The sequence below is a fragment of the Anaerococcus rubeinfantis genome, assembly GCF_001487145.1.
Classification (GTDB): Bacteria; Bacillota; Clostridia; order Tissierellales; family Peptoniphilaceae; genus Anaerococcus; species Anaerococcus rubeinfantis.
In genome coordinates this window covers 694,199-720,757 of the sequence record NZ_LN913016.1, presented here as the reverse complement: position 1 = coordinate 720,757, position 26,559 = coordinate 694,199, and the positions used below count along the sequence as shown (strand labels likewise).

The following is a 26,559-nucleotide window of genomic DNA, read 5'->3' as shown; positions in this document are numbered from 1 at the left end:
CTACCACTTACCATCTTCAATGTATTTATTAGCTATTTCACTTGCAATACATCCATCACTTGCAGCTGTTACCATTTGTCTAATTTTTTTAACCCTAGTGTCACCTACTGCAAATACGCCCTTAACATTTGTTTTCATGTCTTCATCTGTTAGAATATATCCGTTTTCAAGTTTTATTTGGTCTTTAAATAAATCTGTTTGAGGAATATTTCCTATATATACAAATACCCCAATTGGACTATCATCAATATTTTTTATTGATTTTAATTCATTATTTTGGGTGTTTTTCAAGATTAATTCTTTTACTTCGCTATCGCCTTTAATTTCTTCAACTGTATAATTTAGTAAAAATGAAATTTTTTCATTTTCTTTACACCTATCAATTACAGTTTGACTTGCCCTAAGTCCTTCTCTTCTGTGGATTATAGTTACACTTTTTCCAAATTTTGTTAAAAATAAAGCCTCTTCGAGGGCAGCTTCTCCTCCACCAACTACATATATATCTAGACCTTGGTAAAATGGACCGTCGCAAGTTGAACAATATGAAACGCCAAGATTTGCAAATTCTTTTTCGCCTTTTACATTTAATTTTCTGTGACTTGCACCTGTTGATAAAATTACAACTTTTGCTTCATAAACTTCATCTTTTGTATAAACTTTTTTAATATCTCCCAAAAGTTCAACTTTTGTAACTTCTTGGTACTTTATATCACAGAATTCTTTAGCTTGCTCTTCCATCCTATCTGATAAGGCAAGTCCTCCAGCATCTTTCATTGATCCTGGATAATTTTCCACATGCTCAGTTGTAGCGATTTGTCCGCCTGCTATATCTTTTTCTAAAATTAATGTTTTTAACTTTGCTCTTCCTGCATAAAGTCCTGCTGTAAGTCCAGCTGGACCTGCACCTATTATAATTACATCTAACATTTAATCACCCCTATTTATTAAAAAATTATTTTGCCTAAGTCCTTCATATAAAACTATGGCAACAGAATTTGCTAAATTTAATGACCTATTTAATTTATTAGTCATTGGAATTGTATAAACCCTATCCTTAAACTTTTCCAAAATTTCTTTATCAATTCCTTCTTTTTCCCTACCAAAAATTATAAAATCTCCATCTTTGTATGAAATATCTGCATAATTTTTATCACTTCCAGTTTCAATTAGATAGATATTTTTATCCTTAACATATGTTAAAAATTCTTCCATAGAATCATGAACTACTAAATCAAGCTTATCCCAATAATCAATTCCTGCTTTTTTTAAACTTTTATCAGAAAAATCAAATTTAAAAGGTCTTATTAAATGAAGTCTTGATTCTGTAAGAACGCAAGTTCTAGAAATATTTCCTACATTTCCTGGATGTTCTGGCGAAATTAATACTACGTTAAACATTAGAATTTTTCTCCAAAACTATATTTATTGCCTCTACAAGGCCAAAATCATCATTAGTAGAAACTATATAATCAGATATTTCTTTTACTTCATCAATTGCATTTCCCACAGCAAAAGATAGGCCTACATTTTTAAGCATAGGTATATCATTGTCTTGATCACCAATAGCTGCCATTTCTTCATTACTTATACCCAAAAAATTACCAATTTCACTTAGAGCGTTAAATTTATTTACATTTTTTTGCATAATTTCTATCATTCCATATGATGATGTAGTTGGATATAAATCCATAAGATTAACTTTTTCCAAGATTTTTCTTTCTTCTTCTGGGTTTTTCATATTTGGAAATATTTGAAATTTAAAGGCTGAATTATTTCTTAATTCTAATTCTTTTAACGGGTCAGTTGAAAAAGAAAAATTTACTTGATAGTTCATTCCGTATGAAGAATTATTTTCTAAATGATCAAATCTTTCAGGCCAAATTCTGTTTGAATAGTATGTGTCTAGGTCATAAAACTGATAAAAAAGTTTATTTTCTTCACTAAATTTAATTAGCTCTTCAACTTCTTCATGTTTTAGAGGATTTTCATATATAATTTTTTCCTTATCTATATAGGCTAAGGCCCCATTATTTGTAACTAATGGATTATCAATTCCTGTTAAACCCATTAAATATCCAACAGATGGTCTAGCTCTTCCTGATGTAAAAACAAATTTTATTCCGTTTTCATCCAATTTTTTTAAGGCTTTAATTGTCTCATCTCTTAAAATTGAATTACTATCAAGACTTGTTCCATCCAAGTCCATGGCAAATAATTTAATCATCTTCTCTCCTTATAATCTTCGCACAAATCTTTTAAATCACATTCCTCACAAAGAGGATTTCTAGCCTTACAAATTTTTCTCCCATGAGCAATAATTTGATGGTGAAGCTTTGACCATTTTTCCTTTGGCAAATTTTTTCTCAAATCTTTTTCTGTGTTTAAAACGTCCTTGCTATTTGCAAGTCCAAGCCTATTTGAAACTCTTTGAACATGGGTGTCAACTGCAATTGCATCAATTCCAAAAGCATTGCTCATTACAACATTAGCAGTCTTTCTTCCAACTCCTGGAAGTTTTAATAAGTCTTCCATATTATTTGGAACTTTTCCATCAAATTCTCTTATTAACATTATTGATGCGTTTTTAATATTTTTCGCCTTATTTTTGTATAAACCGCAAGTTTTTATATACTCTTCAATTTCTTTTATATCCATTTTTGCAAAATCTTCTGGCGTATTTTTAAATTTGAACATATGACCTGTAACTTTATTTACCCTAACATCAGTGCATTGGGCGGATAAAATCGTCGCAACCAAAAGTTCAAATGGAGTTGTAAAATCCAAAAAACTTTTGTCCAAATTTGGATACATACAATCAAGCTTTCTTACAAGATCTTTTATTTGAATTTTATTTAAAATAATATCACCTCTTATCGTTTTATCATTATACCCTTAATCTAAAATATTAATTGAAGAAATTTTGCGTCTATTATATAATTGATTTTGAATTGGAGTGATTTAATGTTTAATATTAAGAAAAAAGATTTCAAAAAATTTGACTGGCTTTTGTTTATAAGCGTAACTTTTTTGAGCATATTTGGACTTTGTGTCCTTTATTCTGCCTTTTCAGGAGATTTTTTAGCAATTAGAAGTCAAATTTTTGCAAGCATTCTAGGTTTTTTATTTATAATTTTAATTTGTACAATGGACATGGATGTTTTAAAAAAAGCAGCCTATCCTATTTATGGAATTTCCCTACTCCTCTTAATTTTAACAATTTTTCTAGGACAAGGAGCTGAAAGATGGGGTTCAAATTCCTGGTTAATACTTGGACCTGTTCAAATACAGCCATCAGAAATTACAAAAGTTGGAATTATTTTTGCCCTAGCAGCTTATTTGGAAAAATACAAAAATGACATAAATGATCCGTCAAGATTATTAAAAACTTTAGCCTTTGCCTTTGCACCAATAATTTTTATTTTGTTGCAGCCAGATTTTGGTACAGCAATGGTTTATATTTTCTTTATTGCTGTAATGTTATTTTTGGCAGGTCTTTCTTGGAAGTGGATTATTGGACTTTTGTCAGTAGCTATAGTTGGAGCCTTGTTATTGTTTTTAAATTTAGAAGGATATAAGGCAGATAGAATTCATGACTTTTTAGACCCATCGAGAGATACATCTGGAAGTGGTTGGCAACAACAACAAGGACTTATAGCAATTGGTTCTGGAATGTTTACAGGAAGAGGTTTTATGAAAGGAACCCAAGCCCAATACGGATACATTCCTGAAAAAGAAAGTGATTTTATTTTTTCAGTTCTTGCAGAAGAATTAGGCTTTATTGGAGCCCTTTTTATGTTGATAGCCTTTGTAATTATGATTTATAGGCTTTTAATTATAAGCAAAAAATCTAAAAACACTTTCATTTCTCTAATGGTTTCTGGAATTTGTGCTATGTTTTTTGTCCATATCTTTGAAAATGTGGCAATGACCATAGGACTTATGCCTGTAACAGGAATTCCTCTACCATTTTTCTCATCAGGAGGAACATTTTTATTAATTTGTTTTATAAATATTGGACTTGCTTTATCAGCATCAATGCAAAAATCATCCTATGATATAGAAGACACTAGCGATTATGAAACAATAAAATTTAAAAATACAAAAAATAGAAAAATAAATTTATCTAGAAACAAATAAAAAAATCCTTGCAAAAATTAATTTGCAAGGTTTTTTTATTCATATCTTGCCCTTATTCCACCAATTAATTTGGGTCTTGACCTTAAAGCAGTCAAATGAGCAGATCCAATATTTTTTATTTCCAACCTAAGTGGAACTTGAACAAATTTAATATGCATACCAATATTAGCATCTCCAATATCCATACCAAAATCTCCACTTATATGTTCAATTACAAGAGGATCTTTAAAATTTTTATAAGCAGCCGTTGCAAAAGATCCGCCAGCATGAATTTGTGGTACAACAGAAACAATCTCATACCTATCTCTTAATGCAAGTTCTCTTTCAATGACAATGGCCCTGTTTATATGCTCACATCCTCCAACAGCTAGGAATATTTTTTTCTCATTTAAAATTTCAAGCAGAGTTTTTACAACTACCTCACCAATTTCTTCACTAGAATGTGAACCGATTTTATAGCCACAAATTTCAGAAGAAGATCCACCAAGAACAAAAACTTCCCCCTCTTTAGCATTAGATTTTTCTAAAATTTCTAAACAAGCTTTCTTAACTTCATTTTTTATATCTTCCATAATCCCTCCTAATCCTTATATTAGAAATATACCCATAAAAAAAGATAGATGACATAATCATCTACCTTTACTTATTAACTTTTTTATCTTTAATTATTTTTGTCTTAGAAAATTCTTCTCTTTCTCTTTCTTCAATTTGACCTGAAATTAATTTTATAATAGCTTCGTAATTTGGAATTTGAACTTTTTCTAAAGAATTTACTTTTTTAGAAGTCTTTTTTATCTCAGTGTCCAAATTTTTTATCGTAGTATCAAGTTCAGCTAATTTATAAACTTTCTCCTTCAAATCATTTAAAGAAAGTAAAGCTTCATCAAACAAAGAATTTGTTAGATTTAATGAATATGATAAGTCTAGTTTCTTTTCATCAAAATTTATCTCAAAAATCTTAGTTTGCATAAACTTTTTTTCTTTAAGAGTAATTGATTCATCTAAGGGAACAGATAAGGCAATAGATTTTAGCCTATCTTCCCCAGTTGTAACTATAGCTTTTTTTATATTTTTTTTAACGACTTTTATATAAGAATTTACTACTTTATTCAGTTCATTTCTTTGATTTATTTTGGCGTTATATTGACCAATCAAGGCTTTTCTTTTCTTATCAAGAATATCATAGCCTTCTTTGATAAGACTAAGTTGATTTTTTGCCTTCATCAAATTTGCCTTAGTTGGAGCAAATTTAGTTTCAGTCATTTTTAACTCCCAAGAATTTTTCTTTATTTTCTGGACTTACCCTATGAATTTCTTCAATAGGTAAAATTTTCAAAATATCCCATCCTAAATCCAAAGATTCTTCAAGACTTCTATTATCATAAGAATCTTGACTTAAAAATCTATTTTCAAAATCTTTTCCAAATTCCAAATATGACTTATCAACATCAGACAAATCATCTTCCCCAACAATTTGAGAAATACTTCTGATTTCTTGAACTTTTGAATAAGATTCATATAATTGGTTCATCAAATCTTCGTGATCTTGTCTAGTATATCCTTCACCAATTCCATCTTTCATAAGTCTTGAAAGAGAAGGAAGAATATTTATTGGTGGATAAATTCCTTTTTGATCTAAACTCCTATCAATTACAATTTGTCCTTCGGTTATATAACCAGTTAAATCTGGAATTGGATGAGTTATATCATCGTTTGGCATGGTTAAAATAGGAATCAAGGTAACTGATCCATTAACTCCTTCAATCATGCCAGCTCTTTCATATAAACTTGCAAGATCTGAATATAAATATCCAGGATATCCCTTACGAGAAGGAACTTCTTGTCTTATAGAAGAAACTTCACGAAGAGCTTCAGAATAAGAAGTTATGTCTGTAATTATTACCAAAACGTGTTTATTTTTTTCAAAAGCTAAATATTCAGCAGCTGTAAGTGCACATTTTGGAGTAATTAATCTTTCCATAATTGGATCATCTGCCAAATTTTCATACATTACTACCTTATCTTTTACACCTGCTTTGGTAAAAGCATCTTCAAAAAACATGGCTTCATCTTTTTTGATTCCCATAGCAGCAAAAACAAAGCAAAAATCCTCATCAGTTTTTAATTTTGCTTGTCTAACAATTTGTGCAGCAATTTCATTATGTGGCATTCCAGATCCAGAAAAAATAGGAAGTTTTTGTCCACGAATTAAAGTTGTCAAAATATCAATTGATGAAATTCCTGTTTGGATAAAGTTTCTAGGATACTCTCTTGCTACAGGATTTAGTGGATTACCTTCAACTGAATAAAATTTCTCAGAATAAATTTCTCCACCATCATCAATAGGTCGTCCTATTCCATTAAAAGTTCTACCCAAAATAGATTCATTTAAGGGAATTTCTAGAGGTTTTTCCTCAAATTCTACAACAATATCATTTAGAGAAAAATCTTGAGTATTACCATAAACTTCAACTGTTACAGTATCATCATCAATTTTTACAACTTGCCCTATAAAATCCTCTCCCAGAGTATGAACTTTTACAACTGCGTTGTAGGCAATATCTTCAACTTTTTCAATTTCAATTATTGACGCCTCTATTTTTTTAATTCTAGTATATTGCTTTCTCATTTTTCACCTTCTTCTAATGTTTGAAAATATGAGCGAATATAATTGTTTAATTCTACAAATTTTTCATTTTCATCATTTTTAATATCATATTTCATTGAGTTAATCTTAGAGATTAAAGATTTATTATAAAGATTTTTATAAGATATGCCCTTATCTATCGCTTCATTTGAAAATTTATAATAATTTTCTATAACTTTTAACATTTGTATTTGCTTATCCAATGGTACATATTTATCAATATCATTAAAAGCATTTTGTTGAAGATATGCTATTTTTAAAATACTGGCAACATCCAAAAGATTTTTTTGCTTATTTGATAAAGAATCTTTTCCAACAAGCATTACAATTGATTGAAGCTTATCTTCTTCCGTTAAAATTTCCATCATTTTATTTCTAAGTGAAACTATATCTTCGCCTGTAATATTTTCATAATAATCTGACATTTGATTTAGGTAGTTTGAATATGATGTTAGCCAATTTATAGCTGGGTAATGTCTAGAATAGGCAAGATTTTTATCAAGACCCAAAAATACATTTACACTTCTTCTAGTATTTTCTGTTACAGGTTCAGAAAAATCTCCACCTGTCGGAGAAACTGCACCAATCAAAGTAACAGATCCACGACTGCCATTTAAATTTTCAAAATCTCCTGCTCTTTCATAAAATTGTGAAAGTCTTGAACCAAGATAAGCAGGATATCCTTCTTCAGCTGGGATTTCTTCAAGTCTTGCAGAAATTTCTCTTAAGGCTTCTGCCCACCTTGAAGTAGAATCTGCCATCAAAGCAACATCATAACCCATATCTCTAAAATACTCAGCCATAGTAATTCCAGTATAAATACTTGCCTCTCTTGCAGCTACTGGCATATTTGAAGTGTTTGCAATAAGAATTGTTCTCTCCATCAGACCTCTTCCAGTATTTGGATCAATAAGATCAGGAAAATCTTCAAGAACTTGGGTCATTTCATTTCCACGTTCACCACATCCGATATAAATAATTATATCGGCGTTGGAATATTGAGCTAATTGGTGTTGAAGCATTGTTTTTCCAGTTCCAAAACCACCTGGAATCGCAACTGTTCCTCCCTTTGCAATAGGGAAAAATATATCCAAAACTCTTTGACCTGTAAGAAGAAGTTCCTTTAAAGATTTTGACCTTTTAATAGGTCTTTGGATTCTTACTGGCCAATATTGATATAGTTTTAAATTTTCAATCTTTTCATCAGTTTTGACTTTTACAACTACATCTTCAATTGTATATTTTCCATCAGCTGAAACTTCTACAACTTCACCGTCAAAATTTGACATAAGCCTATGCTCAATTATGGGACTTTCATCAATAGTTGCATAAATTTGGCCTTTTTTTATTTTATCACCAACTTTAACCTTTATTTTTACATCCCATTTTTTCTCTTCATCAAGATTTGAAAGGCCAAGTCCTGATGGAATAAAAGATCCGTGTTTTGCTGCAATTTTATCAAGAGGTCTTTGAATTCCATCGAACATATTTCCAATCATGCCAGGTCCAAGTCTTACTGATAAGGGCCTACCAGTTTTAATTATTTCATCATTTACCTTAAGACCAGATGTATCTTCATAAACTTGGATTGTTGCATAAGATCCATTAATGGATACAACCTCACCGATAAGTTTTAAATCACCAACGGTAACCATCTCTCTAATTTTTAAATCTGATGCATTTCTTGCTTCTATTACTGGACCATTTATTGTTTTAATTGTTGGAGTCATCACCATCCTCCATTTCTTTTTCAAACTCATCAGAAATTATTTTATAAAATTTACTTCCAATTTCGTATTTATAATTATCTAATTTTTTTTCTAAAGAATAATCATATTGGTAGGTAAAATCTTTATTTTTTATAACAAATCCACCAATTTTAGAATCATCCATCATATCTGTATTAAAATCAAACAAATTTTGGTCAGATTTTTTAACACATAAAATTAAATCTTTATTATCTTCTGATAAATTTTTATATACTTCATTTGCTTCTTTCACAAGTTTTCTCTTATATTCATCACTATTGCTGTAAGTTTTTAACTCTTCTTTTATCTCTTCAATTAATTGGTTTAATAGTGATTGTTTAAACTTGTAATAAGAAGTTTTTTTTATTTGAGAAGTATTTGCTATCTTTTCATTTTTTCTCGCTTTAGCAAATTCTTCTCTTTTTTCCATATATTTATTATAATTATTTTCTAAATTATTTTTTATTTCATTTAAAGTTTTTGAAGAATATTCAGTTGAGTCATACAATTGCTTTTCACTTTTTCTTTTTTCATTTGACCAAACCATTTTTCTAAAACTTGAAATTTTTGCACTTAAATCAAGCATTTAAGTCTCCTTTACTAATCCAAAACTACCACTAAAGGAGTAGCATTTTCAACCCTATAATTTTCAACTTCTTCTTTAATTTTTTCATAACAATCTTTCGAGAAAATAATTAAAGCCAAGTCTTTTTCTTTAGTAAATTTTTTGAAATTATAAGATATTTCTTCTTTATTTTCTACAATTTGACCATCTATCCCTCCCAGCCTAAAACCAAGAAGAAAAGACATATCATTTGTTATAATTTTTGCTTTCATTTTAAGCGAATAAAATCATTATAGAAATAATTACACCAAAGATTGCAATACCTTCAGCAAGTCCTACGAAAATTATTGTTCTACCAAGAATTGAAGCATCTTCTGATATTGCTCCAAGAGCAGCTGATCCTACTTGTCCTACTGCATATCCTGTACCTATTGTTGCAAGACCTGTTGATAAGGCTGCACCTATATATTTTAAACCATTACCAGCCTCGCTCGCATTTCCTGCTGCAGCTGCCCTTACACCGTTTGGTAAAACTAAAACCAAAATCATTACCATTATTGGTACAAATGTTGATAAATTAATTTTTAATGCTTTTCTAATTTTTTCTTTTGATGTGTCTTCGTTATTTTTTAATAAGTATAAACCTGAATAAATTGTTATTACTACGCATGCTAATGCTAATATTGAAATTAAAATCATTACTATCTCCTTATAATTTACTTATTGGACTAAACTTTTGTCCATCTCCCTTGTAATATTTACTAAACATTTCGTAAAATTCTAGCCTTAATCCTTGAATGAAAACTATCATTCCTTCAAGACCAATAATTAAAATATTTCCAAATATTAAAATTATTATTCCTATAAATCCACCACCGACAAGTTTGCTCATAACTTCAAATGCCATATATAAACCAACGTGATTTATTGCAAAAGCACCAACCCTTGTAAAGGAAACTAGATTTGAGAAAACTGAAAGCAAGGCTTCAATTATAGAAAATGAACTTTCAATATAATAATCAGAACTTGATTGATCATATATTGGATACATATCTAAAAGTCTTCTTGAAATTGGTTGCTTAAATATCATCAAAACTATTGATGAAATAAGTAAGATTATAGAAACAGGCATAGGTATAGGATTTACTTTTACTATATTTAGGATAATTAAAATAAATGAAATCATCATAATTAATCCTGCTATACCCTCTTTTCCAAAAACTCCTTCTTCCAAATCTTTTTGCTTGTGAAGTTTGTTATATATTCCTAAAATATAGGATATGAGAAGTAAAATAACTCCAAAAGCAACTGAAGCAACTAAGACTTTTAAAATATTATCAAATGGTTTTATTAATAATGTTGGTATTAAATCTTCAATTCCAAAAAAGGACCCATACATCAAACCAAAAAATGATGCTGAAAACCCTATTCTTCTTACTAATTGACCAAAGATTTTACTTTTCTTTTCTATTAAAAAGCTAGCTAGAACAAATATAAGACCTTGTCCCAAATCTCCAAACATCAATCCATACAAGAGCATGTAAGTTATTGCAAAAAATCCTGTCGGATCAAGTTCATTGTAATTTGGAGCACCATACATATTTACCAAAAATTCAAATGGCCTAGCTATCTTATTGTTTTTTAACTTAGTAGGTGGATTAGCTATTGTCTGGCTATTTTTTTTTTGGTCGACTAAGCTATCTTCATACTTGTCGACTGTATCCTTTACCACTTGTAATTTAGATTGTGGAACCCATCCTGATAAATAAAAATATTTTCTTCCCTTTAGCATTTTTTCCTTAAGTTTAGAAGATTTTTTATAGAAATCAATTGTCTTTGGAAGATTTTTCAAGTCTTCTATATTTTCTTCTTTAATTTTTTCAAGATTCTTGTCAATTTCTTTAAGCTTTTCTTGATTTTCTTTATATTCTTTTTTAATTTGCTCAAGACTTGACTTTTCTGGAATTTCTTTATCAATAAATCCAAGAGATGATATTGTTCTATTTACTTCATCTTCTACGCTTTTAGGATAAACTAAGAGGTAGTCTTCATTACCACTTTCAATTGATTGATTTAAATTATTATTATTTTTATCTTTAAAACCCAATCTCTCCAATAATTTCATAAAACCTCCTTTCTCCTAACTAATAATTTTTTCAAAAAATTCTTTAACTATGCTATCTTTCATAGAATCAAAAATTTTTCCACTTTCTAATTTTCTCTTATCATAGAATTTTTCTATTTCTTTATTTTTCAAATCAGCTTGTTTTAAAATGTCATCATAAATTTTACTCGAATCATCTTTAGTTTTCTTTTCATATTGTTTGCTCAAATCAACACTTACATTATTGACGTTATCTTTTTCATTTTTGATAATATTATCAGTATCACTTCTTAATTTACTTGTTTCATCATCAATACTATAGATACTCTTTAAAGCTTCCTTATTTATATTAATATCTGGATCATTTTTTTGTAAGTGAATAATTAATGACGGTATAGATTCGTAGTTATTTTTTAAAATAAACCTACCATCCTTACTAACTTCTCCAAGCCTGTAATTAAAATAATTTAGATTTCTTATCTTATTAATATTTATTTCTTCATTTTCCAAGGCTTGTAGGTTATTAATGTATTGTTCGAGCTTTTGGTTTCTTTCTTCTAATTCTTTTTTCTTTTCTATATTTTCTTCAAAAACTTTTAGTAAATCTCTAAGTTTTTCTTCATTAATTCTTTTGCCGTCAGATGAATCTTCAAGGTTTAAAAATTCTTCTATATCTTCAAGATCTTTTATAAAGGAAGAATCAACTTTTTCAAAACTTTCTAGATCATTAAAATCTTCAGTTTTATCAATATTTTCTTCGCTTGCCCTAATAGAAAATTCTCTGTTTTGTATTTGTCTAAAAGCATCAACTTGGTCAAATTCATCTATATCTATCAAATCTTCAAGAAAATCGTCTAGGTTTTCAAGTCTTGCCATAATATTAACCAAGTGCATTTTTTCGACAGCCATATTATCACCTCTTTATTATATAGTGCTTCTTTTCATCCTTATCAAAAGTTTCATCAAATTCTAAAATACTAGTTATATTTTTATTTGAAATTGTCATCATATCAACCATATAAATTAACTTTAATAAATCAAACTTTGAATTTCCCAATTTTTTGGAATTTTCACTTAGTAAATCTTCTTTTGCCTTATAAAAATTATAAGTCGATAAGAATAAATCTTTATATTGACTATTTAAAATCTCTTCTTTAAACTCATCCAATGATAAATTTGACATTTTCTTTAAATCGTCAGTTTTAAAATATTTACCACCTTCAATCAAATAATTGAATATTTCATAATCATTTAATACAAAGTAGTTTTTTAACCTAAATACCATTTCTATATTAAAAATATCAATCTTTTTTCCGATAAAATCTCTAAGCTCATTTTCAATTTTTTTTGGAAGTTTTTTACATTCATACAAAAGGTCCCTATAATAAAATTTGTTTAGAGCATTTGAAATTAAAAATATTATGGAATCCCTATCCATGTTTTCATTTAAAAACGGAAAGAGGGTTCTATAATATCTTGTTTGTTTAGATTTTTCTATGAAACTTTTAAAATCATCATCTTTTGATACATTTATATCATGAGAAAATTTTTCTCTTTTAATAATATCCAAACTGTCCGTTAAATGATCATTGATTATAGCTTGAACTATTAATTGCATAAGCTGAACTTCAAAACTTGAAATATATTTTAAAAAGAAATTTTTCTCTTCACCTTTTAAAAATTTCAAAAATGAATGTATATCATCGTATAATTTGTTTGAAAGATATATCTCTAAATCTTTTTTCGAATTAACGTTAGGTATTTCACTGTTATTATTTCGAATTATATCTATTTTTCTTTCAAAACTATCTTCATATAATAAATCTCTGCAAATTTCTTTACTAGGTAATTTGCCATATTTAGCCTTTGCTTTAACTACATAAGCTTTCATAAAGCCTTCTTTCTTAAATTCTTAAACTAAGTGACCTGATATTGTAAATGAAGTGTTATCTGTTATTTTTACCTTGACTATTTGCCCTATTAATTTCTTATCTGCTTTTACATGAACAAGTTTAAATGTATCTGTTCTACCAGTCAAAACATCTTTATTATTTTTACTTTCAGATTCTAATAAGACTTCAACAACTTTTCCAACATATTCCTTATTTTTTTCATTAAATATTGGATAAAGGGTATCCAGTAATCTATCAAACCTATCTTGAACAATTTTATCATCAATCGGATCAAGTTTTGCAGCTTTTGTCTTTGGTCTTGGAGAATATTTAAAGGTAAAGGCTGTATCAAAACCAACTTTTCTACAAACATCTAAAGTTTCTTGGAAGTCTTCTTCAGTTTCTGTAGGATAGCCCACAATAATATCTGTAGAAATTGCAATATCTGGAATTTCTTCTTTTAATTTCCTAGCTTTTTCTAAATATTGTTCCTTATTATACTTTCTATTCATATCTTTTAGAACTTTATCAGATCCTGATTGCATAGGTAGGTGAAAATAATTACATATATTGTCATTTTCTTTCATTACCCTTATTAAATCATCGGATAAATCTTTTGGATGGCTTGTTGTAAATCTTAATCTTTGAAGACCTTCAATTTCTGCACATCTTTCCAAAAGTTCAGGAAAAGTTACATTAAAATCAGACTTATTTCCATAAGAATTAACATTTTGTCCCAAAAGAGTCACTTCTTTATATCCATTTTTAACCAAATTTTCAATTTCTTCAATAATATGAGATGGCCTTCTGCTTTCTTCTCTTCCTCTTGATTGAGGAACTATACAATATGAACAGAAATTATCACATCCTGTCATAATATTTACATAAGCTTGAAAATTATTTTTACTGTTATAGTTTACATAATCATCTTTGACATTATCTTCAGATACATCTATTACTCTCTCTCCGGTTTCTAAATATTTAAATAAAAGATCTGGCAGAGAATTTATATTTTTTGTCCCAAAAATTATATCAACTTCTCTATGTTTTTTTTCTATAACTTCTCTAGCAACGCTTGTTTGCATCATGCAACCTGAAACTGCTATAATTTTTTCTGGATTTTCTTCTTTTAATTTTTTCAAACTAGAAACTTGACCATAAAGTTTTAATTCTGCATTTTCTCTAACAAGACATGTATTAAATAAAATAAAATCTGCCTGGTTCCTATTTTCTGTAAAAGTATATCCTAAATCTTCGAGGATATAAGATATTCTTTCAGAATCATGCTCATTCATCTGGCAACCGAAGGTTGTTATATTATATTTTTTCCCTTTAAAATAATTCTTATATTTTTCGTTATTTTTAAATTGCATATATCTCCTTAAAGCTAAAAAAGAGATGATTTAAACCATCTCTTTTTGTGTAATTGTAATTTATCAGCTATTATTCTTCAGTAGAATCTTCGTCTTCTATTTCTATACCTGATAATACTTCTTCTATAGCAAATCCAATGTTATTGTTTAAGTCGTTATCACCAAATTCATTATTTGATTCTTTCTTTTCAGCTTTTCTTTTAGCTTTAGCATTAGATCTGTTTTTGTTTTCTTCAAAATTTCTTCTTGGTTTTCTTTCACTTCTTTCTGGAGCTTCTTTTAAAGCTTTCATTGAAAGACCAATTTTTTCTTCTTCTGGGTCGATGCTTAAGATTTTTACTTCTACTTCATCACCAACATTTAATTCATCAGATGGTTTTTCAACGTGATCCCATGAAATTTCAGAAACGTGAATTAAACCTTCAACACCTTCGCTTACTTCTACAAAAGCACCAAAGTCAAGTAAGTTTACAACTTTACCTGTAATAACGTCGCCTACTTCATGTTCATTTGCAAATTCAGCAAATGGTTTTTCAAGAAGTTGTTTTCTTCCAAGTGAAATTCTATTTTTTTCTTTATTAAGTTTTAATATTTTAACTTCAATATCATCGCCAATGTTTAGTACATCTCTTGGGTGTTCAACTCTTGTCCAAGCTATATCAGATACGTGAAGTAATCCATCAAGGCTTCCTATTTCAATAAAAGCACCAAAATCAGTTAATCTTGCTACTTTTCCTGTTATAACTTGTCCTTCTTCTAATTCATCCCATTGTTCATCAAGTTTTTCTTCAACTATATCTTTTCTTGATAAAACTAGACGATTTTTTCTTTCATCAATTGAAATGATTTTAAGATCCCAATGTTCACCAACAAATTTTTTGAAGTTTTTAACAAAATATGGTGCAATTTGGCTTGCAGGAACAAATCCATTAATTCCCATAACTTTTGCAGTTAAACCACCTTTATTTGATCCTGTTATATCACCTTCAACAGTTTCTTCGTTTTCATAAGCTTCTCTAAGAGTTTTCCAGTTTTTCATTCCTTCTACTCTTCTTGTAGATAAAGCTACGTTTCCTTCACCATCATCAAGTTTTATAACGTAAACTTCAACTTCTTGACCTATTTCAAAGTGATCTTTTGGATTTTCTCTTTGTTCTTCACTCATTTCGTCAAGTTTTACAATACCATCTGCACGATATTGAATGTCTACAAAAACTTCATCATCTTTCACATCAATAATTGTTCCATCAATAACATCTCTTGGGTATATTTTTTTCATACTATCTTCAATGCTATTCATTAATTCTTCGTTTGTTAAATCATCCATCCTATTAACTACCTCCTCGATAACCTGATCTGGTGTGGACGCACCAGCGATTACCCCTATTATATTAAAATTTGAGAGCTTTTGCAAAGGTAGATCTTTAACAGTTTCTATTCTTTTAACATTTTTACAATACTTTTGTGCTATTTGATAAAGCTTGTTTGTATTTGAACTATTAAAACCACCAACAACAATCATACAATCAACTTCTTTTGAAAGGCTCTTACATGCTTCCTGCCTTAATCTTGTAGCATTGCAGATTGTATTTTCTATTACTACATCATCATTCGTCTTCTCTAACTCATGAGCAATATTCTCAAAAAAATCAATTCTGTTTGTTGTTTGACTAACAACATAAAGTTTTGACATATTTGTAATATTTTTTGCTTCAGTCTCATTCTTAATTATTATACCATTATTTACATAAGATGCCATAGCTTTTATTTCAGGATGGTCTTTATCCCCAATAATTATTATGGTATAACCTTCATTTTCTTTTTCTTTTATTTTTTTATAAATATTTAAAAGAACTGGACAAGTTGCATCTATTACTTCATTAGAGTTTTCTCTAAGATTTTCTTTTAATTTTTCACTTACCCCGTGACTTCTTATAATAATTTGTGAATTTTTTAAATTTAAAGCTTTTTTTTCATCAATTACACCAACGCCTTTTTCTTCAAGCATTTTTACTTGACTAGGATTATGAACCAAGGGTCCAAGTGTGTATGTTTTTATATTTTTTTCGCTTGCTTTGTTTGCAAGATCTACACTTCTTCTAACTCCATTGCAAAAGCCAGAATTTTTTGCTACTATTATTTTCATCTCAAACCTTTCTTAAAAATTTGTGATTTTCATACATTTTCTCATAAGTTTCATCCATTATTTTTTCCATAGCTTCTTTTGATTTTAAATTTTTAAAATCTTCGATTTTTACAAGATTTTTTATATATAAGTCTGTTTTGAAAAATGGCTTATAAGAAGATATGATTTCTATTGTTAATATATCAGTTTTTGATTTAAGTGCAATGTATCCTGCTCCATCTTTTATGTTTTCTCTTTTTATTTCTTTTACTCTTGTTCCTTCTGGAAATATTCCCAAAATTTTTCCAGATTTAATAAGTTTTATTGAATCTCTTAAAACTGATAAATCTTTTCCATCTCTTTGAGCTGGTATGGCTTTTAAAAATTTTAAAATATTTTTTAAAACTGGAACTTCAAATAACTCTTTTTTTGCAATAAAGTGAACTTGCCTATCTAAGGCAAGGGCTATAAAAACTGGATCAAGCAAAGACTTATGATTTGCACATACTATAAATTTTTCATTTTCAGGTATTTTTTCAATCCCATGAACCCTTATCCTAAACAAGGGAGTTGCTATTATCCTTAAAAAAGAATATATAAGTCTATAAAACATCTTCTTTATCCATTTTTTCTAAAATTTCATCTATTGTTTCATCTATTGTAAGGTTTGATGAATCAATTTCTATAGCGTCATCTGCTTTTTTTAGGGGAGAAATTTCTCTGTGAGAGTCTATATAGTCTCTTTTTTCTATATCTTTTTGAATTTCTTCTAAAGATTTATCAATTTCATTTTGTTCATAACGCCTTTTTGCCCTAATCTCACTTGAAGCTACTAGGAAAAATTTATATTTTGCATTTGGAAAAACTACTGTTCCTATATCTCGTCCATCAAGAATTATAGACTTATTTTCTGAAATTTTTCTTTGCAAATCTACCAAATATTTACGTACAAGGGGAATTGATGAAACCCAAGATACATTTTCAGTTACAATTTTATTTCTAATTTCTTCGCTTACATCTTTTCCATTTAAAAACACCCTATCTCCATTTATATCTATTTTTATATTTTTAAGAAGATTAAGGTCAATTTGGTCTTCATTTTCTATACCATTTTCTAAAAAATATAGGGTTAGGGCCCTGTACATTGAACCTGTATTTAGGTATGAAATTTTTAATTTTTTCGCCAAAATATTTGCTATTGTACTTTTTCCTGATCCGCTTGGACCATCCAAAGCTATAATAAAATTACTCATTAATCCTCCTTAAATCTTTTGCACAGGCAAATGCTTGTGAAAATGCTATTTGTAAATTATAACCACCAGTAAGACAATCTACATCAGTTACTTCTCCAACAAAATAAAGACCTGAAACTTTTTTAGATTCCATACTTTTTGGATCAAGCTCTTTGCAGTCTACTCCTCCTGAAGTTATAACTGCATTTTTAATTGGAGAAAGTCCTGCAAAATTCAAATTAAAGTGCTTGATTTCATCAATTAGCCTATGCCTTTCTTCTTTTGTAATTTGATTTGCTTTGGTGTGATAGTCTATTTGAGCTCTTTTTAAAATTACATAAACAAAGGCATTTAAAAGCAATTTTTTTAAAATATTTCCAATATCCTTGTTAGAATTATTTTCAAAATCTCTTATTAACCTATTATCGAGTTTTTCAAAATCAAGACTTGCTTTTAGGTCAATATAAATATTTTTCACCTTTTGCCTATTAATTAATGATGACATAGTTAAAACAATAGGTCCCGTAATGAAATTTTTCCCTATAAGCATCTCGCCAAATTCACTATAATTTTTCTTTTCACACTCTACATTTAAACTTACATTTTTTAAAGATATTCCATTTAATGAATCCAAATCATGGTCTGAAATTTTTATGGGACAAAGTCCTGGCTTTTGATCAATAATCTTATGGGAGAAAGCTTTAGCAAATTTATAGCCATCACCATTTGATCCTGTAAGTGGGTAAGAAAGTCCTCCTGTTGCAATTACTACTTTATCAAATTCATAAGTTTTCTTGTTTGTTTCTACAATAAATTTATTTGACTCTTTTTTAATTTTTTGAACATTTTCATTTAATTTTAAGTCTATTTTTTTATCATCTAATAATTTTTCAAATAATTTTATCACATCACTAGATTTTTCACTTTTTGGAAAAACTCTGTCTCCTCTTTGAACTGTAAGTTTTAAACCATGATTTTCAAGATAATCCATAAGAGCATAATTATCAAAATTTGTAAATGATGAATACATAAATTTCTTATTAGTCAAAATATTGTCTAAAAATTCATCAAAAAATTTAGCATTTGTAATATTACACCTGCCTTTTCCAGTTATAAATAATTTTTTTCCAATTTTTTCATTTTTTTCTATCAAGGTGATTCTATTTTTTTCATTTTTAACATTTATAGCAGTAAAAATCCCGCTAGCTCCTGCTCCAATTATTCCTATTTCCATAATTTATAAACTTTCTAAATATTCTAATTCTCTTTGATTAAGCTTTCTATATTCCCCATCTTTTAAATTTCCAAGTTCAATTTCTCCAATTTTTATTCTTTTTAAATCCAAAACTTTTGCCCCAAAATACCCAAACATTCTTCTAACCTGCCTATTATAACCTTGGTGAATTATAACCTTATATAAAATTTGATTTTTATTAATCAAGGATATTTTCGCCTTACTTGTTATCTCATTTTCGGATAATTTTATTGAATTTTTAAATTTTTCCTCTTGATCTTTTGATAAAAGCCTATCGACTTTTACCAGATATGTTTTATTAATTTCCTTACTTGGGTGGATTATTTTGTTGGTAATATTTCCATCATTTGTTATTAACATAAGGCCGTGGCTATCTTTGTCAAGTCTTCCTGCACAAAAAAATCTCCCATCAATTTTAATCAACTCATTTAAGTCTTTTTTATTGTGGGGATCGTAATTTGATGAAATATATCCTATGGGCTTATTTAATTTATAATAAAATTTTTCTTGTATTTTTAAAATTTCGCCATTTACCTTAACTTCATCATCATCTTTTACCTGGTAAGATAAGTCTTCAAGCTTTTTTCCATTTACAAAAACAAGGCCATTTTTTATATATTCTTCGCTTTTTCTTCTTGAAGCAAGACCTGTTTTTGCTATAAATTTATTAATCCTCATCTAATTCACCTGCTATTTCTTCATCAATTTTTGGCAATTGGTCAAGGCTTGAAATATTAAAATATTTCAAAAACAAATCTGTTGTTACATAAATTATTGGCTTTCCAATCTTATCAAGCCTACCATTTTCTTTTATTAATTTTTTATCCAAAAGAGAATCAATTGTTGATTGAGATTTAACTCCTCTTATTTTATCAATTTCAGCCCTAGTTATTGGTTGTTTGTAGGCTATTATTGAAAGGGTTTCGAGTGAAGAATTGGATAGATTTTTTTCAGATTTTTTTACTATATTTGAAATATATTTTTCATGATTTGCCCTTGTTGAAAATTGATATTTGTTTTCATAATTTTTAATAATAAGACCAGATGAATTTTCATTTCTTTCAACCATCATTTCATTTATTGCCTTTCTTATTTCAGATTTTTCAGCGTCATAAATGATTTTTGAAAGTTCATTAATATCAATTGGCTCACCCCAAATATATAAAATTTCTTCAATAATTCCTTTTAAATAAGTATCATTCATCATTTTCCCTTTTTAATATTAAAAACTCATTTGTATTTTCTTCTTCTAAGTAAATTTCTTTCAATCTTACAAGCTCCAATAAGGCCAAAAAGGTCCCAATACAAGCTGATTTTGATTTTATTTCATCAGTTATTTTATTTAACCTTATTGATTTTGTAAATTTCAAAGTATTTCGTATTTTTTTAATATAATCATTTACATCAAGTCTTTTTATTGATTTAATCAAATCAGGTTTTTCTATTTTTTCATTTTTATAGGCCTTGATTAATTTTGTAAATTCATTTTTTAAAATATTTACATCTTTTGCTATTATTTCATCTTCACTTTTATATTGTGATAGGTCTTCTTGGTATTTTGTAAAATATGATTTCGCCTCATTTTCTAAATTTTTCAAATCATCTTCTACACTTTTTATTTTTTTGTATTCTATAAGATAAGAAATAAAATCTTCCTCTATAGTATCATCCTCATCCTTTGGCATTAATTTGCTGGATTTTATATATAACAAAATAGAAGATATATAAATAAACTCGCTTAATTGACCAAGAGGAATATCCATTTCATTGATAGCCTCCATATAAGGGCTTGTTATATCTTCTATTTTTATGTCATAAATATCTACTTTTTGTTTTTCTATAAGTTTTAACAAAACATCAAAAGGTCCTGTGTAAACTTCTAAATCAATATTTAAACTATTATTTTTCATCAATTAATCTTTTTGCATACATTACAGCTATAATTGTTTTTGCATCTGTAATTTCACCATTTATAACCATGTTATAAATATCGTCTATTTTAAATGATTTTCTTTCCAAAAATTCATCTTCATCTTCTTCTAATTTTGATTCTTCTAAATTTTTTGCCAAAAAGAAAGATAATTTGTCATTTGTAAAACCTGGAGATGCATGCATATCAAATAAATATTCTATATCCAAAGGCTTATAACCAATTTCTTCTTGCAATTCTCTTTTTGCAGTGTCAATTGGTTTTTCATTGGCTTCAACAAGACCTGCTGGAATTTCTAGGGTAAATTCATCTATAGCTTTTCTGTATTGGCGAACCAAATAAATAGAATCTTCGCCATCAAAAGCAATAATTCCTACTCCCTTCATATGGTCAACTATTTCTCTTTTTGAATATTTTTTATCAGGCATTTCTACAGTTTCAACTCTTAGTGAAAGAATTTTACCTTCATAAATATTGTCCACTTTTATCGTTTTTTCATAATTATCCATATTATTTTCCTTTTCTTAAATCATTAGCCATTTCAATCATTTCTTTGGCAGATTCTATGGTTTTGTCAGTTATATCAACCCCTGCCAATAATCTTGCTATCTCTTTTGTCCTATCTTCTCCCTTAATATTTGTAGATTTAGATATGGTCAAATCTTTTTCATCATATTTTTCTATTAGGATATGATTTGTTGAAAGAGATGCGATTTGTGGAAGATGGCTTATGGCAAGAATTTGCCTTTCTTTTGATAAATCAAGAATTTTTTCTCCAACAATTTGTGCAGTTCTTCCACTTATTCCTTGATCAATTTCATCAAATATCATGGTATCAATTTTATCATAATCCGCAAATATTTTTTTAAAGGATAAAACTATACGAGAAACTTCTCCACCAGAGGCAGTTTTTGACAAGGATTTTAAATCTTCACCCTTGTTGGTTTTGATTAGAAAATCTATGTCATCAATTCCATTTGAATCTATATTTTTTTTCTTAAATAAAACCTTAAAATCTCCATTTACTATATTTAGTGATTGAATTTCGCTTTTAATTTCTTTTTCTAGATTTTTCGACTTATCTTTTCTTATTTTTGAAAGTTCTTTAGACTTTTCTTCTAATTTTTTATCAATTTCTCTAATATCTTTGTCGATATTTTTCTTAAAATCTGAAATTTTTTCTAATTCTTTAAGTCTTAAAGAAATTTTATCGTAATATTTTAAAATATCTTCTATATTATTACCATATTTTCTTTTCAAATCAAAAAGTTTTTGATTTATCATCTCAAGTTCATAAAGTCTTTCAGGATTTTGATCAAGATTTTCCTTATAAGAATCAAGCTCAGAATAAACTTCATTTGCCAAATCAATTAGAGTATAAATTTTATCATTAACTTCTTCTATACTCTTATCAATTCCAGAAAATTCTGATAGATTTGAGGAAAGATTCGCAAGAAGAGAGCTTATACTTACTTGGTCATAGTCAAATGAAGAAATTAATTCTTCACTTTTTTCTATACTTTCCCTAAGCTCAGTAATAGAATTTAATTTCTTATATTCTTGGTCTATTTCTTCTTCATTTATATTTAATAAATCAATTTGTTCAATATCATCAATTTGATAATTTATTAGCTCTTTTTCCCTTAAAACTTCTTCGTCACTCAAATTGAAATTTTCAAATTTTTTTAGTAAATTGTTTTTTTCCTTATATAATTTACTAATTTCATTTTTCAACTTAATATCATTGTCATTTTTTTTGTAGGCATCAATTATATCTAGGTAGTTATCCTTATCCATAAATATATTTGAATCACCTTGCTTATAAATATCTATAAGTAAAACTGAAATTTCCTTAACCAAAGAAAGATTTGTAACTCTTCCATTAATTCTAATGGATGATGATTGTTGGTCTATGGTTCTTGTAATTATTAGCTTATTATCATCAAAAGTTATATCTTTGCTTTCTAATTTTTTTATGGTTTCATTATCTAGGTCAAAAACTGCTTCAATAATTGTTTTATCATCAAATTTTCCAATTATATCCTTGTTAGCTCTTTTTCCCAAAACTATATTTATAGCTTCAAGTATCAAACTTTTACCAGAACCAGTTTCTCCAGACAAAACATTAAATCCGCTATCAAAAAACAAATGATCTCTTTTAATAATTACTAGGTTATTAATAAATAACTCAGCTAACACTTACTTCACCATACTTCTTAAAGTTTCAATTAAATCGTCAATTTCGTCAATATTTTTTGGTGTTATAAATATTGTATCAAGACCTGTTACAATTCCACCAATATTTTCAAGTTTTGCATTTGTAATAAATAGACCACAAACAGTTGCAGTATAAGAAATAGTTTTTATTACAACTAATTGGTAAGACCTTTCTACAGAAAGAACAGATTCCTTAAATATCTTTTCCATTCTTTCATTTAAAGAATCATAAACTGTATCAATTACAGTATATTTATAATCGTAATCATCAGTTTGTACTTTTGAAATTCTAAGCTCCTTTATATCTCTAGATATGGTAGCTTGGGTTGCATCTACTCCTTGAGCTTTTAATAAGTTTGAAAGTTGACTCTGTGTTTTTACTTCATTATTTTGAATAATATCTAAAATAAGTCTTTGTCTAGTATACTTTTTCATTTAATCCTCTCTGTTAAATAATCAATTAAATAAATATGAAAATCATTGTCCTTAAAGTCTTTAATATTTTCTTTTGCTTTTTTATTAAAGTCTAACAGTAATTTTTTTGCCTCATCCATAGAAATACAGGATAAAATATTTAATTCAATTTCATCATATTTGTCCAAAATATCATCTTGTAATTGAAAAGAAAGTCCCAAATAATAAGCATAGTCTTCAAGTTTTTTGATTTTCTCATCACTAGCTTTCGCATAAAGACCTGCCATTACCAAAGCTGCCATAAAAAGTCTAGCAGTTTTGTTTTTATATACGTCTAAAACGTAGGATAAATCTACATTTTTACAAGCTTTTATATCAAAAACTTGCCCCTTTATCATTCCTTCTTTACCACAAGCCTTTGCCAAATATTTTCCAGGCAAAAGAAAACGTTGGTCATATATACTCAAATCTAGGACATTTTCAAAAGCGAAAGTAAGTAGACTATCTCCTACTAAAACTGCTAAATCTTCTCCAAATTTTTTATGAACTGTAAGCTTTCCTCTCCTGTAATCATCATTATCCATACAAGGCATATCATCGTGAACCAAAGAATATGCATGTACCATTTCAAGTGATAGGGCAAGATCAATTATTTTTTCATCAATTGCCTCTTTTCCCAAAAGCATTTTTACAGTTTCTAAAAATACAATAGGTCTAATTCTTTTTCCTGAATCACTTGCATAAATCAAGGCTTCTTTTAAAGGATTATCATCCTCAAATTTTTTTGCCATTGCCTTGTCGATAAGATTTTTATCATTTATTAAAATTTCATCAAATATTTCTTTATTCATTTTCGTCATTATTAATTATTTCAACCTTCGCCTTATAATCATTGATTTTTTTATTTAGTTTATCATAAATTTCTTTGGCCTCTTTGTAAATTTCAAGGCTTTTATCAATATTATCCTTATTATCTTCTAAATCTTTGAGCAAAGATTCCATTTTTTTGTAATTTTCTTCAAAAGTATTATCCATCATAAATCTCAGCTTTCACTTCTCCATCTGCAAATATTATTTTTACCTTATCCTCATTTTTTAAAGAATATTTAGAATAAATAAATTTTTCATCCATGTCCTTAACAAAAATACTTTTTTTTCTAATATCCAAAATAGATTTCAAAGAATCAAGTTTTAAGCCCAATATCGAAAGATTTTTTTCTTTTTCTCCTATATTGTTTTCGATATTATTTTTTATTTTTTCAAAAATATTATCTAGACTTTTAGCCTTATAATCTAATAAATTATCAAGGCTATAGGAGTTAAGCTTTACTTTCATATTTTTAAGCTTTAATTCTTTAATTTCAATATTTCTATCTAGGGTCTTTTTTATATCTATAAAAATTTTATTTATTTGATCCCTAATTTTTTTGTAATTTCTAACCAAAAATGAGCCTGCCTCTGTCGGTGTTTGTAAAGATAAATCACTTACTAAGTCTGTCAAAGACAAGTCAATTTTGTGGCCTATGGCAGAAATTATTGGACTTTTGGCATGATAAATTTTTTCTACAAGATCTTTTTCATTAAAAACTTTCAAATCTTCCTTGCTCCCACCACCACGGGTTAGGACAATTGCATCCAGATTTTTTTTATCAAGAATATCTATGGCATTAATTATTTCATCTTTTGCACTTAATCCTTGAACTTTAACTGGATACAAAAATATGTTTATGTCAGATATTTCTTTGTTTATAACTGAAAGAAAATCAACTATGGCAGCTGATTTGTCTGATGTTATAAGTCCAATATTTTTAGGATAATCGCATATAACTTTCTTTATACTTTCATCAAAATAACCTTTTTTATAAAAGTCTTCCTTTAGCTTTAAAAATTTAATATAATCTTCTGACAGTCCCTTATTTTCTATATTTTTTACTGATATAGAAATCTTAGAAAAAAAGCTGTTGTATATAAGATTTCCATCAACAACAACTTCGTCTCCATTATTGTATTGGTCTAAATTTTTATCTTCATAATAATAAATTACACAATCAATAATTTCATTATCTTCTTTTAGTGAAAAATATATGTGATTGTGAGAAATTTTGTAATTGGCTATTTCACCTTTAATACTTATATTTTGAAATAAGGGATCGTGTTTAAAGGAAGTTTTTATATATTGATTAAGCTGTTTTACACTTAAAGATTTCAATTATTTTCTCTTTTCTGCAATTTTTCCTAATACACTGTTTATAAACTTATAACCATCGCTTGTAGAATATTCTTTTGCTATATTTACAGCTTCATTGATAGATACACTTACTGGAATTTCCAAATTTTCAAATTCATTTACACTCAAAAATAAAATTGCCCTATCAACTTTTGAAAGTCTTTTTAGTCCACTTGATCCTATTTGACCCGTAATTATTTTTTCTAGTTTTTCAAAATTTTCCACATAGGCTTTTAAAGATTCATATAAAAATGAATCTTTACCTAAATCTATTTCATGATTAATAAGGGCTTGGTCGATATCTTCAATATTTTTAATTTGGTCTTCAAAAATTAATTTGAATGCCCAATCTCTTTGCTTTTTTCTATTCATTATAATACTAAACTATTAACTTCGACATTGACTCTTTTTACTTTTAAGCCAGTCATAGTTTCAACTTGTCTTTTTACATTTTCTTGAACATTTTTAATAGTTTTTCTTACATTTACATCTGCATTAAGCACAAGATTTAAGTCAATAATTACAAAACCATCCATTACAGATATTTTTGTATTTTTAGCTTCTTTATTGGATTTTGTATTTGTTTCAATTACACCATTTATTTCAAGAGAAGCTTTGTTTGCTATAGCTTCAATTGTTTCATTTGCAATTTTAACACTTCCAAATTTAAAACTTCTTGTCATTCTTTCTCCT

General features: G+C 27.9%; 31 protein-coding genes. 1 reads left to right on the top strand and 30 read right to left on the bottom strand.

Annotated features, from left to right (window positions below; all coding sequences use genetic code 11):
• From trxB to nth, 4 genes are read right to left on the bottom strand one after another with little or no spacing between them, the layout of a single operon-like run.
• Positions 1-927 (bottom strand): thioredoxin-disulfide reductase, encoded by a 927-nt coding sequence (trxB, locus tag BN3265_RS04340; RefSeq protein ID WP_058990333.1) that lies wholly within the window; start codon positions 925-927, stop codon positions 1-3.
• Positions 928-1,398, bottom strand: coding sequence for a tRNA (cytidine(34)-2'-O)-methyltransferase (locus BN3265_RS04335; protein WP_058990332.1), 471 nt, complete (start codon positions 1,396-1,398; stop codon positions 928-930).
• Entirely contained in the window at positions 1,391-2,224 is an 834-nt protein-coding gene (locus BN3265_RS04330; RefSeq protein ID WP_058990331.1) for a Cof-type HAD-IIB family hydrolase, read from the bottom strand. Before BN3265_RS04330 ends, BN3265_RS04335 begins: the two co-directional genes overlap by 8 nt.
• Positions 2,221-2,811, bottom strand: a complete 591-nt coding sequence (nth, locus tag BN3265_RS04325; protein WP_058990330.1) for an endonuclease III — start codon at positions 2,809-2,811, stop codon at positions 2,221-2,223. Before nth ends, BN3265_RS04330 begins: the two co-directional genes overlap by 4 nt.
• Positions 2,812-2,961: 150 nt before the next feature.
• Between nth and rodA the strand changes: the two genes are divergently transcribed.
• Complete coding sequence (gene rodA, locus BN3265_RS04320; RefSeq protein WP_058990329.1) at positions 2,962-4,137, top strand: rod shape-determining protein RodA; 1,176 nt, start codon at positions 2,962-2,964, stop codon at positions 4,135-4,137.
• 35 nt (positions 4,138-4,172) lie between these two features.
• Here the strand turns inward: rodA and BN3265_RS04315 are convergent, their stop codons facing one another.
• The 26 genes from BN3265_RS04315 to BN3265_RS04190 form a co-directional block, all read right to left on the bottom strand.
• Positions 4,173-4,709 carry a TIGR01440 family protein gene (locus BN3265_RS04315; protein ID WP_058990328.1) on the bottom strand — a complete coding sequence of 179 codons (537 nt, stop codon included), beginning with the start codon at positions 4,707-4,709 and terminating at the stop codon, positions 4,173-4,175.
• A gap of 67 nt (positions 4,710-4,776) precedes the next feature.
• A complete protein-coding gene (locus BN3265_RS04310; RefSeq protein ID WP_058990327.1) occupies positions 4,777-5,400 on the bottom strand; it encodes a V-type ATP synthase subunit D in 624 nt (207 codons plus the stop codon).
• Entirely contained in the window at positions 5,393-6,766 is a 1,374-nt protein-coding gene (locus BN3265_RS04305; protein WP_058990326.1) for a V-type ATP synthase subunit B, read from the bottom strand. The genes BN3265_RS04310 and BN3265_RS04305 overlap by 8 nt, the downstream gene beginning before the upstream one ends.
• Entirely contained in the window at positions 6,763-8,514 is a 1,752-nt protein-coding gene (locus BN3265_RS04300; RefSeq protein WP_058990325.1) for a V-type ATP synthase subunit A, read from the bottom strand. Before BN3265_RS04300 ends, BN3265_RS04305 begins: the two co-directional genes overlap by 4 nt.
• The gene (locus BN3265_RS04295; RefSeq protein ID WP_058990324.1) at positions 8,498-9,118 is read right to left on the bottom strand and encodes a hypothetical protein; all 621 of its coding nucleotides are present in this window, start codon (positions 9,116-9,118) and stop codon (positions 8,498-8,500) included. The genes BN3265_RS04300 and BN3265_RS04295 overlap by 17 nt, the downstream gene beginning before the upstream one ends.
• Positions 9,119-9,132: 14 nt before the next feature.
• Positions 9,133-9,369 (bottom strand): V-type ATP synthase subunit F, encoded by a 237-nt coding sequence (locus tag BN3265_RS04290; RefSeq protein ID WP_058990323.1) that lies wholly within the window; start codon positions 9,367-9,369, stop codon positions 9,133-9,135.
• Between the two features lies 1 nt (position 9,370).
• On the bottom strand, positions 9,371-9,796 hold the full coding sequence (locus tag BN3265_RS04285; protein WP_058990322.1) for an ATP synthase subunit C: 426 nt from the start codon (positions 9,794-9,796) through the stop codon (positions 9,371-9,373).
• A gap of 10 nt (positions 9,797-9,806) precedes the next feature.
• A complete protein-coding gene (locus BN3265_RS04280) occupies positions 9,807-11,222 on the bottom strand; it encodes a V-type ATP synthase subunit I (protein ID WP_058990321.1) in 1,416 nt (471 codons plus the stop codon).
• 15 nt (positions 11,223-11,237) lie between these two features.
• Positions 11,238-12,110, bottom strand: a complete 873-nt coding sequence (locus BN3265_RS04275; RefSeq protein WP_058990320.1) for a V-type ATP synthase subunit I domain-containing protein — start codon at positions 12,108-12,110, stop codon at positions 11,238-11,240.
• A 4-nt stretch (positions 12,111-12,114) separates the two neighbouring features.
• Positions 12,115-13,092: a V0D/AC39 family V-type ATPase subunit gene (locus BN3265_RS04270; protein ID WP_058990319.1), complete on the bottom strand. Its 978-nt coding sequence runs from the start codon at positions 13,090-13,092 to the stop codon at positions 12,115-12,117.
• A gap of 21 nt (positions 13,093-13,113) precedes the next feature.
• Positions 13,114-14,466, bottom strand: a complete 1,353-nt coding sequence (miaB, locus tag BN3265_RS04265; RefSeq protein WP_058990318.1) for a tRNA (N6-isopentenyl adenosine(37)-C2)-methylthiotransferase MiaB — start codon at positions 14,464-14,466, stop codon at positions 13,114-13,116.
• 70 nt (positions 14,467-14,536) lie between these two features.
• Entirely contained in the window at positions 14,537-16,612 is a 2,076-nt protein-coding gene (locus tag BN3265_RS04260; RefSeq protein ID WP_058990317.1) for a bifunctional 4-hydroxy-3-methylbut-2-enyl diphosphate reductase/30S ribosomal protein S1, read from the bottom strand.
• A 1-nt stretch (position 16,613) separates the two neighbouring features.
• Positions 16,614-17,204 carry a lysophospholipid acyltransferase family protein gene (locus BN3265_RS04255; RefSeq protein ID WP_058990316.1) on the bottom strand — a complete coding sequence of 197 codons (591 nt, stop codon included), beginning with the start codon at positions 17,202-17,204 and terminating at the stop codon, positions 16,614-16,616.
• Positions 17,194-17,844, bottom strand: coding sequence for a (d)CMP kinase (gene cmk, locus BN3265_RS04250; protein WP_058990315.1), 651 nt, complete (start codon positions 17,842-17,844; stop codon positions 17,194-17,196). Before cmk ends, BN3265_RS04255 begins: the two co-directional genes overlap by 11 nt.
• A complete protein-coding gene (locus BN3265_RS04245; RefSeq protein ID WP_058990314.1) occupies positions 17,837-19,057 on the bottom strand; it encodes a BaiN/RdsA family NAD(P)/FAD-dependent oxidoreductase in 1,221 nt (406 codons plus the stop codon). Before BN3265_RS04245 ends, cmk begins: the two co-directional genes overlap by 8 nt.
• Positions 19,058-19,060: 3 nt before the next feature.
• The gene (locus BN3265_RS04240) at positions 19,061-19,756 is read right to left on the bottom strand and encodes a pseudouridine synthase (RefSeq protein WP_058990313.1); all 696 of its coding nucleotides are present in this window, start codon (positions 19,754-19,756) and stop codon (positions 19,061-19,063) included.
• Complete coding sequence (gene scpB, locus BN3265_RS04235; RefSeq protein ID WP_058990312.1) at positions 19,746-20,282, bottom strand: SMC-Scp complex subunit ScpB; 537 nt, start codon at positions 20,280-20,282, stop codon at positions 19,746-19,748. Before scpB ends, BN3265_RS04240 begins: the two co-directional genes overlap by 11 nt.
• The gene (locus BN3265_RS04230) at positions 20,275-20,988 is read right to left on the bottom strand and encodes a segregation and condensation protein A (RefSeq protein ID WP_058990311.1); all 714 of its coding nucleotides are present in this window, start codon (positions 20,986-20,988) and stop codon (positions 20,275-20,277) included. Before BN3265_RS04230 ends, scpB begins: the two co-directional genes overlap by 8 nt.
• On the bottom strand, positions 20,978-21,517 hold the full coding sequence (locus tag BN3265_RS04225; protein ID WP_058990310.1) for an NUDIX hydrolase: 540 nt from the start codon (positions 21,515-21,517) through the stop codon (positions 20,978-20,980). The genes BN3265_RS04230 and BN3265_RS04225 overlap by 11 nt, the downstream gene beginning before the upstream one ends.
• 1 nt (position 21,518) lies before the next feature.
• Positions 21,519-23,207, bottom strand: a complete 1,689-nt coding sequence (gene recN, locus BN3265_RS04220) for a DNA repair protein RecN (RefSeq protein WP_058990309.1) — start codon at positions 23,205-23,207, stop codon at positions 21,519-21,521.
• Entirely contained in the window at positions 23,208-23,660 is a 453-nt protein-coding gene (locus BN3265_RS04215) for an arginine repressor (protein WP_058990308.1), read from the bottom strand.
• A complete protein-coding gene (locus tag BN3265_RS04210; RefSeq protein ID WP_245191090.1) occupies positions 23,657-24,490 on the bottom strand; it encodes a polyprenyl synthetase family protein in 834 nt (277 codons plus the stop codon). The genes BN3265_RS04215 and BN3265_RS04210 overlap by 4 nt, the downstream gene beginning before the upstream one ends.
• Positions 24,483-24,677, bottom strand: coding sequence for an exodeoxyribonuclease VII small subunit (gene xseB, locus BN3265_RS04205; RefSeq protein ID WP_058990306.1), 195 nt, complete (start codon positions 24,675-24,677; stop codon positions 24,483-24,485). Before xseB ends, BN3265_RS04210 begins: the two co-directional genes overlap by 8 nt.
• Positions 24,667-25,848: an exodeoxyribonuclease VII large subunit gene (gene xseA, locus BN3265_RS04200; RefSeq protein ID WP_058990305.1), complete on the bottom strand. Its 1,182-nt coding sequence runs from the start codon at positions 25,846-25,848 to the stop codon at positions 24,667-24,669. The genes xseB and xseA overlap by 11 nt, the downstream gene beginning before the upstream one ends.
• Complete coding sequence (gene nusB, locus BN3265_RS04195; RefSeq protein ID WP_058990304.1) at positions 25,849-26,238, bottom strand: transcription antitermination factor NusB; 390 nt, start codon at positions 26,236-26,238, stop codon at positions 25,849-25,851.
• A complete protein-coding gene (locus tag BN3265_RS04190) occupies positions 26,238-26,549 on the bottom strand; it encodes an Asp23/Gls24 family envelope stress response protein (protein ID WP_058990303.1) in 312 nt (103 codons plus the stop codon). Before BN3265_RS04190 ends, nusB begins: the two co-directional genes overlap by 1 nt.
• Between the last annotated feature and the right edge of the window lie 10 nt (positions 26,550-26,559).

Bases quoted from the DNA above. Each gene is read 5' to 3' on its own strand.
- BN3265_RS04330 (WP_058990331.1), bottom strand. From the start codon at position 2,224: ATGATTAAATTATTTGCCATGGACTTGGATGGAACAAGTCTTGATAGT.
- BN3265_RS04300 (WP_058990325.1), bottom strand. From the start codon at position 8,514: ATGACTCCAACAATTAAAACAATAAATGGTCCAGTAATAGAAGCAAGA.
- BN3265_RS04280 (WP_058990321.1), bottom strand. From the start codon at position 11,222: ATGAAATTATTGGAGAGATTGGGTTTTAAAGATAAAAATAATAATAAT.
- BN3265_RS04285 (WP_058990322.1), bottom strand. From the start codon at position 9,796: ATGATTTTAATTTCAATATTAGCATTAGCATGCGTAGTAATAACAATT.
- nth (WP_058990330.1), bottom strand. From the start codon at position 2,811: ATGTATCCAAATTTGGACAAAAGTTTTTTGGATTTTACAACTCCATTT.
- BN3265_RS04295 (WP_058990324.1), bottom strand. From the start codon at position 9,118: ATGCTTGATTTAAGTGCAAAAATTTCAAGTTTTAGAAAAATGGTTTGG.
- miaB (WP_058990318.1), bottom strand. From the start codon at position 14,466: ATGCAATTTAAAAATAACGAAAAATATAAGAATTATTTTAAAGGGAAA.
- BN3265_RS04310 (WP_058990327.1), bottom strand. From the start codon at position 5,400: ATGACTGAAACTAAATTTGCTCCAACTAAGGCAAATTTGATGAAGGCA.
- trxB (WP_058990333.1), bottom strand. From the start codon at position 927: ATGTTAGATGTAATTATAATAGGTGCAGGTCCAGCTGGACTTACAGCA.
- cmk (WP_058990315.1), bottom strand. From the start codon at position 17,844: ATGAGTAATTTTATTATAGCTTTGGATGGTCCAAGCGGATCAGGAAAA.
- BN3265_RS04270 (WP_058990319.1), bottom strand. From the start codon at position 13,092: ATGAAAGCTTATGTAGTTAAAGCAAAGGCTAAATATGGCAAATTACCT.
- BN3265_RS04260 (WP_058990317.1), bottom strand. From the start codon at position 16,612: ATGAAAATAATAGTAGCAAAAAATTCTGGCTTTTGCAATGGAGTTAGA.
- rodA (WP_058990329.1), top strand. From the start codon at position 2,962: ATGTTTAATATTAAGAAAAAAGATTTCAAAAAATTTGACTGGCTTTTG.
- BN3265_RS04245 (WP_058990314.1), bottom strand. From the start codon at position 19,057: ATGGAAATAGGAATAATTGGAGCAGGAGCTAGCGGGATTTTTACTGCT.
- BN3265_RS04290 (WP_058990323.1), bottom strand. From the start codon at position 9,369: ATGAAAGCAAAAATTATAACAAATGATATGTCTTTTCTTCTTGGTTTT.
- nusB (WP_058990304.1), bottom strand. From the start codon at position 26,238: ATGAATAGAAAAAAGCAAAGAGATTGGGCATTCAAATTAATTTTTGAA.
- BN3265_RS04335 (WP_058990332.1), bottom strand. From the start codon at position 1,398: ATGTTTAACGTAGTATTAATTTCGCCAGAACATCCAGGAAATGTAGGA.
- scpB (WP_058990312.1), bottom strand. From the start codon at position 20,282: ATGAATGATACTTATTTAAAAGGAATTATTGAAGAAATTTTATATATT.
- BN3265_RS04240 (WP_058990313.1), bottom strand. From the start codon at position 19,756: ATGAGGATTAATAAATTTATAGCAAAAACAGGTCTTGCTTCAAGAAGA.
- BN3265_RS04230 (WP_058990311.1), bottom strand. From the start codon at position 20,988: ATGAAAAATAATAGTTTAAATATTGATTTAGAAGTTTACACAGGACCT.
- BN3265_RS04190 (WP_058990303.1), bottom strand. From the start codon at position 26,549: ATGACAAGAAGTTTTAAATTTGGAAGTGTTAAAATTGCAAATGAAACA.
- BN3265_RS04255 (WP_058990316.1), bottom strand. From the start codon at position 17,204: ATGTTTTATAGACTTATATATTCTTTTTTAAGGATAATAGCAACTCCC.
- BN3265_RS04275 (WP_058990320.1), bottom strand. From the start codon at position 12,110: ATGGCTGTCGAAAAAATGCACTTGGTTAATATTATGGCAAGACTTGAA.
- BN3265_RS04315 (WP_058990328.1), bottom strand. From the start codon at position 4,709: ATGGAAGATATAAAAAATGAAGTTAAGAAAGCTTGTTTAGAAATTTTA.
- BN3265_RS04225 (WP_058990310.1), bottom strand. From the start codon at position 21,517: ATGGATAATTATGAAAAAACGATAAAAGTGGACAATATTTATGAAGGT.
- BN3265_RS04215 (WP_058990308.1), bottom strand. From the start codon at position 23,660: ATGAAAAAGTATACTAGACAAAGACTTATTTTAGATATTATTCAAAAT.
- xseB (WP_058990306.1), bottom strand. From the start codon at position 24,677: ATGATGGATAATACTTTTGAAGAAAATTACAAAAAAATGGAATCTTTG.
- BN3265_RS04305 (WP_058990326.1), bottom strand. From the start codon at position 6,766: ATGAGAAAGCAATATACTAGAATTAAAAAAATAGAGGCGTCAATAATT.
- BN3265_RS04210 (WP_245191090.1), bottom strand. From the start codon at position 24,490: ATGAATAAAGAAATATTTGATGAAATTTTAATAAATGATAAAAATCTT.